At 61.8% G+C, this 17,057-nt stretch carries 16 protein-coding genes; 5 read left to right on the top strand and 11 right to left on the bottom strand.

The genetic code is table 11. The annotated features are described in order from the left end of the window. Positions 1–94: 94 nt before the first annotated feature. A complete protein-coding gene (locus KZO34_RS09575) occupies positions 95–1,738 on the top strand; it encodes a methyl-accepting chemotaxis protein (protein WP_219476020.1) in 1,644 nt (547 codons plus the stop codon). Here the strand turns inward: KZO34_RS09575 and KZO34_RS09570 are convergent. Beyond that, a complete protein-coding gene (locus tag KZO34_RS09570; protein WP_219476018.1) occupies positions 1,728–2,618 on the bottom strand; it encodes a prenyltransferase in 891 nt (296 codons plus the stop codon). The genes KZO34_RS09575 and KZO34_RS09570 overlap by 11 nt on opposite strands. Positions 2,619–2,630: 12 nt before the next feature. Further along, complete coding sequence (locus KZO34_RS09565) at positions 2,631–3,518, bottom strand: AEC family transporter (RefSeq protein ID WP_219476015.1); 888 nt, start codon at positions 3,516–3,518, stop codon at positions 2,631–2,633. 204 nt (positions 3,519–3,722) lie between these two features. Here KZO34_RS09565 and KZO34_RS09560 point away from each other — a divergent pair, with 204 nt between their 5' ends. Continuing rightward, entirely contained in the window at positions 3,723–4,919 is a 1,197-nt protein-coding gene (locus KZO34_RS09560) for a MalY/PatB family protein (protein WP_219476013.1), read from the top strand. A gap of 1 nt (position 4,920) precedes the next feature. On the opposite strand, the gene KZO34_RS09555 is transcribed toward KZO34_RS09560, so the two are convergent. Genes KZO34_RS09555 through KZO34_RS09545 form a run of 3 tightly spaced genes read right to left on the bottom strand, consistent with a single transcriptional unit; the run spans position 4,921 to position 7,850 of the window. Then, a complete protein-coding gene (locus KZO34_RS09555; protein ID WP_219476012.1) occupies positions 4,921–5,457 on the bottom strand; it encodes a carbohydrate-binding protein in 537 nt (178 codons plus the stop codon). A gap of 15 nt (positions 5,458–5,472) precedes the next feature. Beyond that, positions 5,473–6,417, bottom strand: a complete 945-nt coding sequence (locus tag KZO34_RS09550; RefSeq protein WP_219476010.1) for a DMT family transporter — start codon at positions 6,415–6,417, stop codon at positions 5,473–5,475. A 44-nt stretch (positions 6,418–6,461) separates the two neighbouring features. Next, on the bottom strand, positions 6,462–7,850 hold the full coding sequence (locus tag KZO34_RS09545; protein WP_257900237.1) for a succinylglutamate desuccinylase/aspartoacylase family protein: 1,389 nt from the start codon (positions 7,848–7,850) through the stop codon (positions 6,462–6,464). A 187-nt stretch (positions 7,851–8,037) separates the two neighbouring features. On the opposite strand from KZO34_RS09545, the gene KZO34_RS09540 reads away from it, so the two are divergent. After that, positions 8,038–8,196, top strand: a complete 159-nt coding sequence (locus KZO34_RS09540; protein ID WP_219476009.1) for a YqaE/Pmp3 family membrane protein — start codon at positions 8,038–8,040, stop codon at positions 8,194–8,196. Positions 8,197–8,229: 33 nt separating this feature from the next. Here KZO34_RS09540 and KZO34_RS09535 read toward each other — a convergent pair whose 3' ends face one another. Then, positions 8,230–9,867 (bottom strand): MBL fold metallo-hydrolase, encoded by a 1,638-nt coding sequence (locus KZO34_RS09535; RefSeq protein ID WP_219476008.1) that lies wholly within the window; start codon positions 9,865–9,867, stop codon positions 8,230–8,232. 284 nt (positions 9,868–10,151) lie between these two features. Between KZO34_RS09535 and KZO34_RS09530 the strand changes: the two genes are divergently transcribed. Continuing rightward, a complete protein-coding gene (locus tag KZO34_RS09530) occupies positions 10,152–10,577 on the top strand; it encodes a thioesterase family protein (RefSeq protein WP_219476007.1) in 426 nt (141 codons plus the stop codon). On the opposite strand, the gene KZO34_RS09525 is transcribed toward KZO34_RS09530, so the two are convergent. The 4 genes from KZO34_RS09525 to KZO34_RS09510 form a co-directional block, all read right to left on the bottom strand. After that, positions 10,563–11,852: an MATE family efflux transporter gene (locus KZO34_RS09525; RefSeq protein ID WP_219477267.1), complete on the bottom strand. Its 1,290-nt coding sequence runs from the start codon at positions 11,850–11,852 to the stop codon at positions 10,563–10,565. The genes KZO34_RS09530 and KZO34_RS09525 overlap by 15 nt on opposite strands. Before the next feature lie 160 nt (positions 11,853–12,012). Continuing rightward, entirely contained in the window at positions 12,013–12,510 is a 498-nt protein-coding gene (tpx, locus tag KZO34_RS09520) for a thiol peroxidase (RefSeq protein WP_219476006.1), read from the bottom strand. 103 nt (positions 12,511–12,613) lie between these two features. After that, positions 12,614–13,834: a multidrug effflux MFS transporter gene (locus tag KZO34_RS09515; protein ID WP_219476005.1), complete on the bottom strand. Its 1,221-nt coding sequence runs from the start codon at positions 13,832–13,834 to the stop codon at positions 12,614–12,616. 225 nt (positions 13,835–14,059) lie between these two features. Further along, positions 14,060–14,971 (bottom strand): LysR family transcriptional regulator, encoded by a 912-nt coding sequence (locus KZO34_RS09510; protein ID WP_219476004.1) that lies wholly within the window; start codon positions 14,969–14,971, stop codon positions 14,060–14,062. Between the two features lie 108 nt (positions 14,972–15,079). Here KZO34_RS09510 and KZO34_RS09505 point away from each other — a divergent pair, with 108 nt between their 5' ends. Beyond that, entirely contained in the window at positions 15,080–15,751 is a 672-nt protein-coding gene (locus KZO34_RS09505) for a haloacid dehalogenase type II (protein WP_219476003.1), read from the top strand. Positions 15,752–15,767: 16 nt separating this feature from the next. Here the strand turns inward: KZO34_RS09505 and KZO34_RS09500 are convergent, their stop codons facing one another. Next, complete coding sequence (locus KZO34_RS09500) at positions 15,768–16,919, bottom strand: alpha/beta fold hydrolase (RefSeq protein ID WP_219476002.1); 1,152 nt, start codon at positions 16,917–16,919, stop codon at positions 15,768–15,770. Between the last annotated feature and the right edge of the window lie 138 nt (positions 16,920–17,057).

Here is a 17,057-nt window from a genome sequence, read left to right as displayed (position 1 = left end):
AAACTGAAGGCGTTTTCAGGATTTCATTGATCCAGAATCCAGTTTTTAGAGAACACCCAGGCTGACGAATAAAATTCTGCTGGGAGTTCCCCCGATGTTTGGCCCGCTGACTGTGACAAAACGACTCGCCCTTGGTTTTGGTCTGATTCTATCGCTGATGATTGTGGTCAGCCTGATTGGCAATGACCGCGTCGGTTTTATCGACCGAACCCTGACATCAGTGGAGGATGGGGCTGCGGTGAAGCAGCGGCATGCCATTAATTTCCGGGGTAGCGTCCATGACCGGGCCATCGCCATTCGTGATGCGGTTCTTGTGGAGACGGACACGGCTCTGGCGCGACACCTCGAAGACATCGAGCGGTTGAAGGCTTTCTATCGGGAAAATGCGGCGGCGATGGCTCGGCTTTTCAGCCAGGACCCGGGCACGACGACAGAGCGCCAGCTTCTGGCAGCCATCGAAGACATAGAGCGCAGGGCTCTTGCACAGACGGAGGAGCTCCTTGACATGCGGATGTCTGGCGACATCGGGGGTTCCCAGAGATTCCTGCTCGACGAAGTCGCTGGCGCCTACACCGAGTGGCTGGCGCGGGTAAACGCGTTTATCGATCACCAGGAAGACGTGATTGCGGCGGATGTGTCCGAGGTGAGGTCCACGGCGAGCAACTTCAACGTGCTGAATCTTGGTGTGACCGGATCGGCAGTGCTGCTGGGGGCTGTCGTCGCCTGGATGATTATTCGCCGCCTCAAACGGACCCTGGGCGCCGAGCCGGAAGAGGTGTCTCTTGCCATTCGCCAGCTTTCGGACGGGGTGCTTGACCAGAATATCCAGACGGAATACCCGGACAGCGTGATGGGGGCCTTACGGGACACTGTGTCCCAACTGGCGGAAATCATTCGTGAGGTGCGTACGGCATCGGAAGCGCTGTCGTCCGCCTCGTCAGAACTCGAATCCACCTCGGATGGCAACAGCCAGCAGATCCGCGTTCAGGCGAACGAAGCGGAGCAGATGGCGACGGCGGTTAACCAGATGGCGGCCACCGTCAACGAGGTCGCGGGTTTCGCATCCAGTGCGGCGTCGGCCACCCGGAAAGCGGACCATGAAGTTGAAAGCGGCAATGCGGTTGTGCAGGACACAGCGGGCTCCATCAGCAACCTTGCGGATACTCTGGAGCGGGCGACCGAGACGGTTCAACGGGTTTCGGCCGACAGCGCCAACATCGAGACGATCATCGAAGTCATCAGCGGCATTGCCGAGCAGACCAATCTGCTGGCATTGAACGCTGCCATTGAAGCGGCCCGGGCCGGAACCCATGGCCGGGGTTTTGCGGTGGTGGCGGATGAGGTCCGTTCGCTGGCTTCGCGAACCCAGGACTCCACCCGGGAAATCCAGGAGATGATCGGTAACCTGCAGACCGGAGCAACCCAGGCTGCCGAGGTGATGGAAGACAGCCGGGAACTGGCAGGGACCACCGTCGACAAGACCCGGCAGGCAGAGGAGGCCCTGGGGCGAATTCGCCAGGAGGTAGGCGCGATCAATGATATGAACGCCCAGATCGCCAGCGCGGCGGAAGAGCAATCCTCTGTCGCCGAAGAGGTCAATCAGAACATCAGCCGGATTCATGATGCGACCATCCAGACCTCGGCCGGCTCGGAACAGGTGGCTGGTTCCAGCCGTGATCTCGCGGTACTGGCCGGACAGCTACGGGCCCGGGTCAGTGTGTTCCGGGTTAAAGACTGAGTCCGATGACCAGGAGCGCCAGGGTGGCCAGCAGCACCGCCACATTGGTGCCCAGAATGACGTTCAGGCGTTCTGGCCGGCCGACAGTCCGGGGCAGCGTTATGCTGATCCAGAGGGCCAGCGGGGCGGGCAGCAGGGCCAGCGCGGTGCCTGTTGGCAGCAGGCCCATAAGCGAGGCGGCCAGCAGTGACAGATAACTGCCGGCAAGCAGGGCTGCGACAAGCCGGGCGGCCACGACCGGCCCCCGGGTAATGACCAGGTGTCGGCGACCGATCATCCGGTCGGCCTCGGCGTCCGGAATCTGGTTGATCAAGAGCAGCTCGCTGGCCATCAGCAGGCTGATCAGCGAGACCACCATCGCCGTGCCGTCGACCCGGGCACCGAGCGCAACCACCGTGCCGATGACCATGACCGGGCCGAAGCCGACTCCGGGCGCCAGCAAGCACAACAGAGGGGACCGGGTAATCCATCGCGTGTAGGTGAGGATCAACAGCACCCCGGTGATGCCGACGACCAACATCGGCATGCCGTTCTGCCAGAGAAAATACACGCCGATGGCCATCACCAGTCCCAAGGTCCCCATGGCGGCCAGCAGCACGCCTTTAGCCGCGGAAGGCACGTCGGGCAGGGCGCCACTGCCACCGGAGAACGGCGTGCGCCGGGTGATCAGGTCGAGACCCGAGACGAAGTCCTGGTGTTCGTTGAACAAATTTACCGCAGCGTGGGCCAGCACCGCCCCGAGAAGCACCAGAATGATATCGAGCAGTTCCGGCTGCGCGCCCTGGTGCCAGGCCGTAGCGATACCGAGGCCGGCGCACAGGGGGGCAAGAATCAGGAAATTTGGACGTGAGGCTCGGACCACCGCCGCGGCTTCGGACATGACAGGCCTTCCCTAGATATAGCCCTCGGCGAACACAAGCCCGAGCACGATGGGCATGACCACCAGGCTGCCCAGGTTGCTGAGCAGCACCAGCGAGGCCACCTTGTGCGGTTCCTGGCGGTATTGTTCCGCGACCATGTAGTTCAGCACGGCCGGTGGCAGGGCGGCAAAGACCCAGAGCGATGCCACCTGCAGCCCCGGCAGGTCGAGAAGCTCTATCATTGGCCAGGCCAGGATCAGCCCGCTGGCCGGGCAGGCGATGGCGCCGAGCATACCCAGTTTCCAGTCGCTGAAGTCGACATCCAGCATCCGCACGCCGAGGGCAAAGAGCATCAGCGGGATGCACACGCCACCCAGCATGTTCAGGGTTTCCAACAGCCACTCTGGCAGGGGAACACCGCCGAGGTTGACCGCCAGGCCGGCGATACTGGCAAAGACGATGGGCAGTTTCAGGCGCTGAACAATGGAAGTGTGTGGGTCCAGCATGTACAGCCCGACGGAGAAATGCAGCAGCATCTCGACAATGAACAGAACCACCGCCGCCGGCAGGGCGGCGTCCCCGAACGCCAGCACCAGCAACGGAATGCCCATGTTGCCGGAGTTGTTGAACATCATCGGCGGCAGGAAGGTTTTCAGATTCAGCTTCAGTACCTTGGCCAACGGGTACAGGACGATGCCGGAGCCCAGCACCACGACCGTTGCGGCAAGGGCAAGGCGCGCATATTCCTGCAGGGGCGCCTGCTGGTCGGCGAGGACTGCAAACACCAGCATGGGCACGAACAGCTCCATGTTGAGAATGTTCAGGCCCTGAATGTCGGGGGTGCGGTAGCGGCCATAGAGAGCCCCACAGCCGGCGATGACAAAGACCGGCAACATCGTGGAAAGAATCTGGGCAATCATTCAAAGCTCCAGGGAGAATGGCAGTGGTCCGAAAGATAAACTGTTAGGTTCGCAAGTATCGGGCTGTCCGGGCAAGCACTAATCGCCGGTGTTCGACCAAAGCAGGAGGTCCGAGCTGCCGGGCGGGCGCTTGCGATGGTCTGACCCTGGCCCCACAATACCGGCAACCGTAGTACGTCATGACCGCCTGTCAGGGAGTTTGTAGTGACCAGTCCGTTCGATCAGCCCGTTGCCCGTGACCACACCTGTTCGGTGAAATTCGATGCCCGCAAGGCGGTGTTTGGCCGCGAGGATGTGATCCCGGTCTGGGTGGCGGACATGGACTTTGCCGCCCCGGAAGCGGTCACCCGCGCCCTGGTTGAACGCGCCAGGCACCCGGTATATGGCTACAGCCTGTTCCCGGACAGCCTCTACCAGTCGATGATCGACTGGTTTCGCACCCGTCATGGCTGGGATATCCAACGTGAGTGGATTCTGATGGCGCCGGGTGTGGTGCCCTCGCTCAATGCCGCTTGCATGGCCTACGCCGAACCGGGTCAGGGCGTCATCATCCAGCCGCCGGTGTATCCGCCGTTTTTCAGCTCGGTGCGCCAGAGCGGTCGAACCGTGATCGAGAATCCACTGGTACTGGAGAAAGGCCCGGATGCCGGCCCGGGGCGTTACCGGATGGACCTGGAGCACCTGGAACAGTGCGCCGCCCGGCCCGACGCCCGCGTGCTGATGCTGTGTTCACCCCACAACCCGGTAGGCCGGATCTGGACCGAAGAGGAGTTACGCGGCGTTCTGGCCATTGCCAGGAAGCACGATCTGGTGGTGTTGTCCGATGAAATCCACTGCGATCTGACCTTCGACGATGGGCCCAGGCATTCGGTGCTGGCAACCCTGGCTGAACCTGACGATGCGCTGGTTACGGCGGTGGCGCCAAGCAAGAGTTTCAACATGCCGGGACTGGGCCTCTCGGCGCTGGTTGTTGCCGACGCCGAGCGTCGCAAGGCCATCAAGGCAGTATTCCAGAGCATGCACATGCCCCAGTGCAACCCGTTCAGTTCGGCGGGCTTTGAGGCAGGCTACCGCGAGGGCGGGCCCTGGCTGGATGAACTGTTGGTCTACTTGCGGAATAACCGGGATTATGTCGAGCGGGAGGTGCGCGAACGGCTGCCAGGCATGCGCGTGTCAGCTCCGGAAGCCACCTATCTGATGTGGCTGGATTGCCGTGACCTAGGTATGACCGATGCTGAACTGAAGCGTTTCTTTGTCCAGGATGCCGGAGTGGGCATGAACCCGGGGCTGTCCTTCGGCAACCCGGGCTCCGGATTCATGCGACTGAACATTGGCTGCCCCCGTGCGGTGCTGGCGGAGGTGCTGGAACGGATTGAAACCGCATTAGACGTCCGCCGCTGAGCTACTGGGTTTCCAGGTCCAGTTTCTTTTTGAGGGAGCAGTGATCCTCCACTTCGCGCCAGCGCGGAGGCTCGTTCATGCCGGGCATGTCGCCGCTGGTCTTTCGGGAAGCTTCCCATACCATGCCGCCGTGAGTGACCAGATTGCCCTCGGTGTATTCCCAGGCGAACCGCCATTGCTCCGGCGTCTGGCATATCGATGGATTGCTGCCGCCGGTGGTCGTTGTGTCACCGGCCTGATCGTTGGAGGTTTCCTCGACCGGGTCCTGTTTCGCCTTCTGCTCGGCGTCACATTCCGGTACCCCATCCAGCTCTTTCCAGTCAAAGCTGATGCCGGGTTCTTTGCCCTCACTGATCTGCCGGGCCTGGAACCACTGACCGTCGTAAAACACCACGGCCCCCGCCCGGTACAAGCTGGCCAATTCCCAGCCCGATTCTTCCGGATCACAGGGCTCGGCCAGGGCCACGTTGGCCAACCCCAGACCAATTATGAGCATCAGGAGGGAGGGGAGCGAGTGCGGAAAGCGCCTGTTAAACATGATGGTCTCCTTGTCTCAGCCCGGTTTGCGATGGATTGATGCTGGTCGGCCGGCCCGGGTTGCCAGTATCAGACCTGCCAGAATAAGCAGTCCGCCGATAACATGGAACAGCCCCAGTACTTCGTTCAGGAAAATACCCGCCAGTACGGACGCAAATACCGGGGTCAGATACATGAAAATCGCCGCTTTCGATGGACCGATGGTATGTACCCCGTGGTTCCAGAAGCCGTAGGCGAGGATCCCAGGAAAGATGGCGAAATAAAGCAGCGGTAACAAGGTCTCGATGGAAAGTTCGAACCCGCCGGAGAAGAACACCAGGTCAGTCAGGTAAAACGGCAGGATCACCAGCGCGCCCAGCAGGATCTGCGTGGTCAGGAAGGTGAGCGCTGGCAGTGGCACAGCCTGCCGACGCAGGAGCACCGAAAACAGACCCCAGCTGCATACCGCTGCCACCATAATCAGGTCGCCCGGTTGGGCCCGAAGCCCGGTCAGTACCGAGATGTCGCCCTGCGCCACCACCGTCAGGATACCCAGTACCGCCAGCGCGATGCCGAGCGCCTGCAGGGGGCGAGTCCGGTCGCCCAGCAGGATCCAGGACATCAGGGCGACAAAGATCGGAATGGTGGCATTGATCAGGGCAATGTTGGTGGCGGTGGTACTGGTGGCCGCGAAGTAGAGCAGGGAGTTGAAGGCACCGACACTGAAGGTGGCGAGCGCCAGCATCGACCCCAGGCGGTCCCGGATGATCTGACGGTGACGCCAGATGCCGGGCAGGCCCAGCGGCAGCAGGATGGTCAGCGCAATCACCCAGCGCCAGAACGACATGGACAGCGGCGGGATACTTTCCACCGTGCCCCGGGCCACCACGGCGTTGCCGGCCCAGAACAGGGGGGTAAGGACCAGCCCGACGTAGGCCAGGCCGGGAATGCGGGATAACAGTCCGGCGTTTTCTGAAGACACTCGCAGTCAATCCTTGGGCGTGGTCAGGAAAAACGCACAGGATACTACTCTCCCGGAACTTCTGCCTCCGTACCAATGTGGTAGGCGGCAAAGCCCGCCATCACTACCTGGTCCACTGCCATCCCAATGATCCGGCCATTGCTGCTGGAGCGGATGGGGTATTGGGCGTTGGTGATCGGATCGGCCACGTACCCGAGAATTTCGCCCTCGGAAACCCGGGCGCCGAGATCGACTTCACTGAACAGGATCCCGCCATGCTGGGCACGGATCCAGTCCGAATCGTAATAGACCGGTTCCGGGTCGCCCCAGACGAACATGCGGGAAATCATGCCCTGGCGCTCCATCAGGCTGGTCAGGCTGTTCACCCCGGCTTCAATCTGGTGTTCCTGGATGCGGTGGGACTCGCCCGCCTCCATGGTGACCGTGGTAATGCCCGCTTCCACCGCCGCGCTACGGAGCATGCCCGGGGAGCCGGAGCTGTGGACCACGGCCATTCGGTCAAAGCCCTGGGTAAAGGTGGCGACGTCCGGATTGTTCATGTCGGCTCGCAGCTGCGGCAGATTGGTGCGCTTTAGCGAGCCGGTATGGATGTCCACCAGCATGCTGCAGCGGCGGATGATGTTCTCGAACAGCGAGTGGGCAATGCGGTCCGCCAGGCTGCCATCGGTGCTGCCCGGGAAATGGCGGTTGAGGTCGCGGCGGTCCGGCAGATACCGGCTGCCCTGCTGGAAACCGGGCAGGTTGACGATCGGAATGCCAACCACTCGGCCGGAAAGTTTCTCCGGATCGAGGTCGTACATGGTGCGCCGGATAATCTCGATACCGTTCAGCTCATCACCGTGGATGGCACCCGTCAGGCATAGCGTCGGGCCGGCGTTAGCGCCGTTTACCACCAGCACCGGGGTGGGCTGGGACAGTCCGGCAATCTGGATGCCGGGTGACCAGGCCAGGCGGGTCGAGGTGCCGGGCAGAATTTCGGTATCCAGAAGCGTAAAGCTCTTGGCCGGCTGCACCGTATCTTCGACCGCCACGGTGCCCTGGATTTCTTCGCCCGGCCGGATCTCGCTGTCCTCCGCCGGCGTGGTCACCACGTCGGTTTTGGGCGCCGGCGTGACCTCTTTCAGATCGATGTTGGGTGCCACTTTTTTGGCGTCTTTGGTTCCAGAAGACTGGACAGATTTTGTCGGCGCCGGTTTGGTGTCACTGGAAACGGCGGTGGATCCGGTCTGGCTGGCATTTCCCTGGCGACGGGGGCTGGACTGTTCCACGTCCTCGACGTTTTCGTCCTCAGCCAGCACCGCAACCCGGGTGTCGGCGTTTTTCCCGGTGCCCTCTGCGGAGCTTTCGGCGACGGCGAGCGCGGGCAGGCCCAGCGCCATCAAACAGGCGAGCAGTCGGAGTGGTGTCAGTGTGTATTGCCAGTGAAACAGCATAGTTCCTCACGGGTCGTCAGAATGCGCTCAAGGATAGAGTGCTCCTGGCGCTCATGAATACAGCTGTGACAAAGGTTTAATGCCACTTTCATGAATTGCCGGTATTTTCTGGTTTTCTGTTCAAAAATTGAGCAGATGCTATTTTGTAGATATGGCCCAGTTATACCGAGCAGAGGGAGTTAACAATATGGATCTTTTGCGTATTCTTATTGCGATTTTGTTACCGCCGTTAGGCGTTTTTTTACAGGAAGGCATCGGCAAGCAATTCTGGATCAATATCCTGCTGACGCTGCTCGGTTATATTCCCGGCATCGTGCATGCGGTTTATATCATCGCGAAGAAGTGAAAAGACCCGGTGTGCGAGCCTTTTGCCTCGATATCAGGTTGTGCGCGTCGCATGCCAGACTTCGTCAGTCTGGCGGGCCCGGCCGTCGGTCTCCAGCTTCAGCAAATGGGCGAGCGCGGAGCGCGCCGCCAGGCCATGAATGGCGGCCGGAACGTCGTCGTAGGCGTGGGTTGTCAGATCCTTCAGCGTGGCCGGTCCGTGCTGTTTCAGCGCCTTGGCCACCTTGTGTTCCCGGGCCAGCCGGTGGGTGATCAGGAAATCAATCACCGCTTCCGGGTAGCCCATCAGAAAACCGTGCGCCGGGGCTATCACCCGGATGGATTCCCCGAGCAGGTCGTAGAGGGCATCCAGGTAGGCTTTCATGTCGCCGTCCGGCGGATTAATCACCACCGTTGACCCCTGCATGATGTGGTCGCCAGAGAACAGCAGGTTGGGACCTTCCAGCAGGTAACAGATGTGATTGGAGGCGTGGCCGGGCGTGTGCAGGGTCTTCAGAAGCCCGGCCTCGGTAACGATCAGGTCGCCGTGTTCAGGCTCGTCATCCGGCGCGAACGTTCGGTCCTGGGAGGGGCCCTCGGGCGCTGGCAGACCGAACACCCGACAACCGGTTCTGGCTTTCAGAGTGGCCGTTGCCGGGGAATGGTCCGGATGGGTGTGGGTCACAACCACCTGGTCTATGACACCGCCGGTCAATTCCAGAATACGCTCGATGTGCACCGCATCGTCCGGACCGGGGTCAAGCACGGTAAAGCGTTCGTGGCCCAGCAGGTAGGTGTTGGTGCCTGGTCCCGTCATCATGCCCGGATTGGGCGCGGTCAGCCGAATCACGCCGGCGGCGATCTCGACAGGCTCGCCCGGGACAATTTCCGCCCGGGTGCTGCCCTCACCCTCGGGATCAAGCCGGGTGGCCTCATCGTAGGCGGGTGCCCCCGGCTCCAGCATGACGGACTGACCTTTTTTCTGCGCCGGCCAGGGCTTGCTTGGGTAGGTCTCGGGCGGATTGGCATGGGCGTAGCGCATCAGCGCCTCGGTGGTCTGAAAATCGCTCAACACCCGTACCGTCCGGAGCGTGGGCAGTCCGAGCAGGCGACGACCACTGCGATGATCTTCCAGGGCCTGTTCGGGACTGATCCAAAGGTGATCAATGGTCTCCGTGCCGTCGTGGCTGGCCAACTGGCCCTCGGGTGCGGCGGCCACGAAGAACCGGGTATCAAAGCGGCGGGGTGGTCCCGGCGGCGTGGTCCAGTGGCTCAGGTACGCCAGCCGATCCAGCGGAATCGCCAGTCCATGCCGCTGGCAGAGGTCGGCAAGACTCAGTTCGCCCCGGAACACCGCATCGCGGTCCCCATGCACGGCATGCTCCCCGCCGATGGGCTGGCCGTTGTCATCAATGGCGACCAGGATGCCGGCTTCCTCGAAACATTCCCGGACAGCCGCGAGCATGTAGTCCGCGCCCCCTTCGTCCAGACTCATGATCTGGCTGATTTCGGTATCCGCAGGCCCCATCGCGTGCGCCCGGGCCATGGATTCCTGCTGATCCACCGCTCCCCCCGGAAACACGAAATAGCCCGGAAGAAAGACCGCATCCCAGGTGCGTTGAAGCAAAAGTACTTCAACCCCGTTTTCCGTATCCCGAGTCAGAACCAGAGTGGCCGCAGGGCGAATATCCATAGTTTTCCCTTAGTAAGCTTGTTGTAGAGCGCCGGGGAGTTTGGCGTGGGGGCTGGGATGGCTATTCCAAAACTGTGCGGAGCCAGGGATGGCGGAGCTCAAGCGTCACAGGGATGTGCTTGAGCGGGTTTTGGAATAGCCATCCCAGTCGCCACTCCCTCAAGGTACGGGCGCTGAGTTATTTAAGAAGCAAGATAACTGAATTCACCGCAAGATGAACAGACCACGCCAAAGGCGTATTATGCGCCCTGCCAAACGAATCCCCAGCCAGACAGGTACCCAACGTGGCCCGCATCAAACTCGCTTTTCCGGATGACGTCTTCTATTTCGAAACCAACATGCCGGTGCGCATCACCGACATCAACGGAGCCAACCACCTGGGCAATGACGCGCTGATTTCCATGTTGTCGGAGGCGCGGGCCCAGTTCCTCGTGAACTACGGCATTCAGGAAGCCGGTCACGACGGCGTGGGCATCATCGTGACCGATCTGGCCACCATGTATCAGTCGGAATCCTTCTTTCCGGAAATGCTCCGCTTTGAAGTCGGACTCATGGATTTCAACAAGTACGGCGGAGACTTCGTGTTCCGGGTCACCAAGGCCGAGAGCGGCCAGCCGGTGGCGCTGGCCAAGTACGGGTTTGTGTTTTTCAACTACCAACGCAAGGAAGTGGCGCCCATGCCGGAGAGCTTCCGCTCACGCTTCGGTTGACGCCGGCGCGGCACGCAGTTTGTTCATACCGGCGCGATAGAAGCTGTAGGCCATGGCGCCGGCGAACAGGTTACCCACCAGGGCGCCGCTCATCAGACCATAGATGCCATTGATCTGGCTGCCGAGCCAGAGCAGCGGCAGAAAGCAGAGGAACAGCCGCAGGGTGGATACCAGCAACGCCCGCATGGCCAGGCCCAGGGCGTTGCACACTGAGACCATCAGCATGCACACCCCCAGACCGCTGTAACTGAGTGGCACCCGCAGCAGATAGCCGGCCAGGATGTCCTGAACCTCGGCATCACGGGTAAACAATTCCGATACCAGCCCCGAGGCGGCCAGCCAGGTCAGACCGATCGCCAGCTGCCAGCCGACCACGAACCGGACTGCGATGCGCACCAGCTTCCGGATCTGCTCGATGTCTCCGGCGCCGAGCAGCCGGCCGACCATCGGTGGCATCGACATGGTCAGCGCCAGCACCACGACGATCGAGAAGAATTCCAGACGCGTCCCGAGGCCCCAGGCGGCCACCGCGGCCGACCCGAAACCGGCGACCATGGCGGTCGCCAGCATGGCCGAAGCCGGCGGCATCAGCTGGCTGACCATGGCGGGCGCCATGATGCCATTGAGCTGTTTCAGTGCAGGGCCGAGGGCAAGCTGGCCCAGATCGAACCGGGCCCAGTGGCGTTTCAGTAGCTTGGGGTAGATCACCAGGCAGCCCAGGGTAAAGGACGTGACCGTCGCCCAGGCGGCGCCTGGCAGGCCCCAGTCGAAGACAAAGATGTACAACGGATCCAGGGCAATGTTGAGCAGGCTGGTGGCGACCATCATGTAGCCCGGCAGTTTGGTGTCGCCGTGGGAGCGGCAGACACTGTAGCCGAAGTAAAGGGTGGCGCCGGTCCAGGCCGCAATCAGCCAGGGCAGCCAGTAGCTCCGGATCATGGGCAGCAGCGAGTCTTCGGCACCTAAGGCGGTCATGATCCGGCTCTGCAGCAACCACAGGCCAAGGCAGAGCAAAAAAACCAGACTGCCGCCCACGGTAATGACCAGTCCGCCCAGGCGGAAGGCGCGGAGTTCGTCGCCCTGGCCCAGGGTGCGGGAGATGATCGCGGTGGTAGCAATGCCCAGGCCTACCTGAAGCCCGATGATGAGTTGTTGCATGGGCAGGGTGAAACCGAGCGCGGCCAGGGGATCCCGGCCCAGTTGGCCGATGAAGGCGCTGTCGGCCAACTGGAAAGTCATCAGCGAGAGCACGCCAAACAGCATGGGCCAGGTCATGGTATAGAGCTGGCGGGATAGGCTGGCGTTCTCGGGTGGAGTGCTCACGGGATGAGGGTGCGGCCTTGGTTTGAAATAGGGGAAGGGATTCTAACAGGTCTGTATCAAGGTGCACGCAGGAGACCTGTGTCGGTCTCCTGCCCCGGGTTATTCGATGGGATCAAAGCGCCTTCAGTGCGGCCTCGTAATCCGGCTCATCCTTGATCTCATCGACCAGTTGGCTGTACATGACCTTGTCATCCTCATCCAGAACAACCACCGCGCGGGCACACAGGCCTGCCAACGGACCGTCCTGGATGGCGACGCCGTAGTCCTGCTGGAAACTGTAGTTGCGGAAGGTCGACAGGGTGATCACGTTCTTCAGGCCTTCGGCGCCACAGAAGCGTGCGGCGGCGAAGGGCAGGTCGGCAGAGACCACCAGTACGACCGTGTTTTCGAGGCTGCCGGCCTTTTCATTGAACTTGCGGGTGGAGGCGGCGCACACACCGGTGTCGATGCTCGGAATGATGTTGAGAATCTTGCGCTTGCCCGCCCATTGGTCAAGCTTGACCTCTTCCAGACCACTGTTGGTGAGGGTGAAGGGCGGCGCGTTATCCCCCGGTTTCGGGAAGCTGCCGCTCAGTTCGATGGGGTTGCCGTCGAGATTTACGTTACTCATGATCTTTCCTTAGTTATCGGGTGCGTGGAATCAGAGTTATTCAATTTACTCTTTGTAGTCCAGTTTGGACTATCTTGCACCCGATCGGTTCTCTGGCCGGCGTTTATTGCGCGGAGGCACTCTGGGGTTCGAAGCCCGGCGCCGGATGGCGCTGGACCAGCAGCAGGTAGCTGGCGAGGGCGGCACAGGCGCAGACGGCAATAACCACGGCCATCACCAGTGAGGTACCGTCGTGCAGGTGCCCCACCAGCATGCCGGCGCCGGCGGCAACGGCCATCTGGGCGAAGCCGAACAGGGCCGATGCCGAGCCCGCCATGCGCGGGAAGTTGGCCATGGCCCCGGCCATGGTCTGGGGCAACACCATGCCGGTGCCAACCATGAACAGGGTTTGCGGCAGGATGACCGCCCAGACGTTGTATATCCCGCCCAGTGCCAGCCCTGCCATCAGGCCGCCGCCGGCCACGGCGATTACCAGCCCCCGTACCAGGATCTGATCCGGAAGCAGTCTGCTGCCCAGGCGAATCGCTGACAGGTTGCCGGTGATGTAGCCGGCCACCATGCAGGCGAAGAACAGCCCAAAGTGTTCGGGTGCCACGCCCAGGAAGTCGATCAGCACGAACGACGAACCCGACAGAAACGCGAACAGGCCCGAGAAAATCAGCGCGTTGGTCAGGGTGTACCCGAGAAAGCTGATGTCGGTGCCAATGCGGCGATAGTTACGCAGCAGGCTGCACAATCTGAGCGGTTGGCGATAGTCCGGACGCATCGGCTCGGGAATCCCGAAGGCGACCACGAGGGCCATGACCAGAGCGTAGCCACCGAGAACCAGGAAAATGGAGGACCAGCCCAGGCTGGCAACCAGGACGCCGCCGATGGTTGGAGCGATGGCCGGTGCCAACGCCATGATGCTGGCGAGGATCGCGAGGATTTTGGCGGCTTCACGGGGGGTGTAAATGTCCCGGATTGCGGCGCGGCCCAGAACCGGGCCGGCCGAACCGCCCAGGGCCTGCAGGAAGCGGCACAGCATCAGGGTTTCGATGCTCGTGGCAAGAGCACAGCCAATGCTGGCGATTGCGAACAGCACGAAGCCGCCGATCATGATCGGCTTGCGGCCAAAGCGGTCGGCCAGGGGGCCACAGATGAGCTGGGCAAGGGCAAAGCCCACCATATAGAGGCTGAGTGTCAGCTGGACCTGATCGGTGCCGGTACCAAAATCACTGCCGATCTGCGGCAGCGCCGGCAGATACATGTCGGTGGCGAGCGGCCCGAGCGCCACGGCGGCGGCGAGCAGAATGGTTGTCCAGGCGCTGGTTAGCGTGAGCATCTTATTTCCTGAGAGTGGAGGAGGCCCGTTGGGATAAATGCCTTCCAAAACCCGCTCCTGGCGGCACATCCCTGTGGCGCTTGAGCTCCGCCATCCTTGGCTCCGCACAGTTTTGGAAGGCATTTATCCCAGCAGGCGTTCAAACTATGGAAAGGAGTCTAGAGGGTCTGACCTCAGAAAATAACGGCCGCAAGGTTCATACAATATATGAACAATATCGATTGATTATGGGTTAAGACCGTTCATGGTCGCCGCCACGGCGTTCACGTGATTCCGCAGCCAGCGGTGGGCGGGGTCATTCTGATTCCGGCGGTGCCATAGCATCAGTAGGGTGAAGGGTTTGAAGTCGAACGGCAGGGGTGTCCAGGCGAATTCCCGGAGTAAGTGCTTGCTCATCAGTTCGGGCGCGGTGGCCAGCATATCGGTGCCACGCAGGAATTCGGGCAGGCCGGAGAAGTTGGAGACGGTTACCAGGTTCCGCCGGGTCAGGCCGCGGGCCGACAGGGAGATTTCCAGGCTGGGTTTTTCGCCGGTGGCGAACAGCAGGGCGATGTGGTCGGCCTTGAGGTAGTCCGCCAGGTCCTTCGGAGCCTCGCGTTGGGTCGGGTCGTAGAACACCACCATGCGATCGGCCATCAGGCCCCGCTGCATGATGTCGGTCGCCTCCGGGGCATGGGGCGACAGGATCAGGTCGCAGACGTCCTTGCGCAGCATGTCGGCATTGGGGATGCCGGACGGAATCACCTGCAGCCGAATACCCGGGGATTCCCGGCGCAGCGCCTTGGCCAGGGGCGGCAGCAGAAGATCCCGCTGATAGTCGTTGGCGGCGATGGTGAAGGTGAACTCGGCGGTTTCCGGCGAAAAGGGCGGGCCGGACGCCAGCGAATGCAGGTCATCCAGGATCTGCCGAATGTGCGGTCCGGCCTGCAGGGCATAGCGGGTGGGGGTGATGCCGCGTCCGGATTTCACGAACAGGGGGTCGCCCAGGGCCTGCCGTAATCGGTCCAGGGTGTGGCTGACCGCGGACTGACTGACCCCCAGTTTGACCGCCGCGCGGGACACGCTGCCCTCGTCGAGCACGGCGATGAAGGTTCCGAGGGCTCGGATGTCCAGATTGAATGTATCGATGGGGTTCATGAATGGCAGTCTACCTCAGAGCCGGGCGCTCCGGAACGGTGCGGGGCAGGTAACCGAAAGATTTGATAGGGTTGAGCCATTGTCCAGGCAAACAGGAGAACGAACACGATGACCATGCGACTGGCGTTCGATGTGTACGGCACCCTGGTGGATCCCATGGGGATGTCGGAATTACTCAGGCAGGATGCCGGTGACCAAGCCGGGGCGGTGGCGGCCCTATGGCGGGAGAAACAGCTGGAGTTCTCGTTCCGAAAGGGCTTGATGAAGGTCTACGAGGATTTTGGTGTGTGCACCCGGCAGGCGCTTCGGTTTGCCATGGCAACCCACAAGTTGCCGTTGTCAGACCAGCGTGAGAACGAGTTGCTGACGGCCTATTTGTCGCTGCCCGCCTTTGACGATTCCCTGCCCGCCCTGAAGGCGCTGAAGGGCAATTATCCTCTGTTTGCCTTCTCCAATGGCACGTATCCGGCGTTGGAGAAAGTGCTGGGGCACAACGGCCTGCTTGACCAGTTCGAGGGGCTGGTGTCGGTGGATGACCTGAAGACGTTCAAACCCGATCCTGCCGTCTATGCCTACGCCCGTCGGGCGACTGGCGCCTGGGACGAACCGTTGTGCCTGGTGTCCAGTAATGCCTGGGATGTGATCGGGGCCCGGGCTGCGGGGTTGCTGGCGGTCTGGGTTCGGCGGGACTCGCAGAAGGTGCTGGAGGACTGGGGGATTGAGCCTTCGGCGGTGATCGGCTCCCTGTCTGAATTGCCAGAGGCCCTTGCGAACCTCTAGCTGGGGCACCCTTCTATTAATCCGACCGCTCGGCCAACCAGTCGGCCAGCTCCAGCCAGCTTTCCTTCGGTGCCTTGCTTCCGGCCAGAATGCCCATGTGACCACCCGGCACCACCCGGAAGGTTTTGTCCCCGGAGCTGACGTGGTCCATCACCCGTTTGGCGGCGCCGGGGGTGACCATGGTGTCTTCGCTGCCGGCGATGGCGAGCAAGTTGGCGTTTACATTCTCGAGCCGGGCGATGTCGTCGCCGATCTGGATGTCGCCTTTGGAAAGCTGGTTGTCGATCCAGACGCGCACCACGGTGTCCTGGATGATGCCGCCGGGGTAGGCAACCATCCGGTCGAGAAACGCCGAGGTGGTGGCGTGGTTGGTGACGAATTCCCGGTCGCCCAGGCGCACCACCAGTTCCCAGTAGCTCATCACGCTGGCGATGGGGTTGGTCAGTTTGAAGCCGATGGTGTTGGCCCATCCGGGGGTGTGGAACCAGTGGGGCTTGAGATCGTGGATCCGGAACCCAGTGCGGTTGCGGACGAAGTCGGCGACGTCGGCCATGCGCTGGTTCAGCAGCCCGAGGATGCCGGAGGCGTGGCTGTCGATGGGCGAGCCCAGGACGATGGCGTTACGGACGTGCTGGTCGTTGCTCAGGGCCGAGTAGAACAGGGTGAACATGCCACCCAGGCTCCAGCCATGCAGGGACAGTTCCTGTTCGCCACTGTGCTCACGAACCCGGTTCAGATAGGCCGGCAAAAACTCGGCGACGTAGGTGTGAAGGTTGTAGTGGCTGTGGGCCCGGGTCGGTACGCCCCAGTCGATGAGGTAGACCTCGAAGCCTTTGGCACGCAGGAAGCGAACCAGGCTGCGCTGGGGGAACAGGTCGTAGATGAGCATGTTCACGGCCAGCGGCGGAATGATGACGACGGGCGTGCGGTGGTTCTGGCGTTCGACCGGAATCACGGTGTCGTCCAGTTCGATGAAATCCTCGGCCAGCGGCGGGTAATAGCGCAGGCTGACCAGGCCGTCGCTGTGGAGGGTTTCAAACGGGGTCTGTCCGGCCTGAACGAGACTGGCCGCGCGAAAGACCCGGTCGAAAGCGTTGCCGGCGTAAAGCGCGGTCTGCCGGGTCAGGCCCGATGCCCGGTCGGCGACGGATTTGAGTAGGTTAGGCATTGGCATGTCCATAGATTGCGGGCCCGGCATTGTTGACGAACGGGAAGTTGGGGCAACAATAAGCCATGGGGCGGAATCCGGCTATGGCAGATCCGTCCAACCGGGTTGGCAAAGTGGTCACTTTCGGCCACTGCCCAA

The organism is Marinobacter sp. F4206 (genome assembly GCF_019392195.1).
Taxonomy (GTDB): Bacteria; Pseudomonadota; Gammaproteobacteria; order Pseudomonadales; family Oleiphilaceae; genus Marinobacter.
This window is presented reverse-complemented; position numbering and strand designations above follow the sequence as displayed.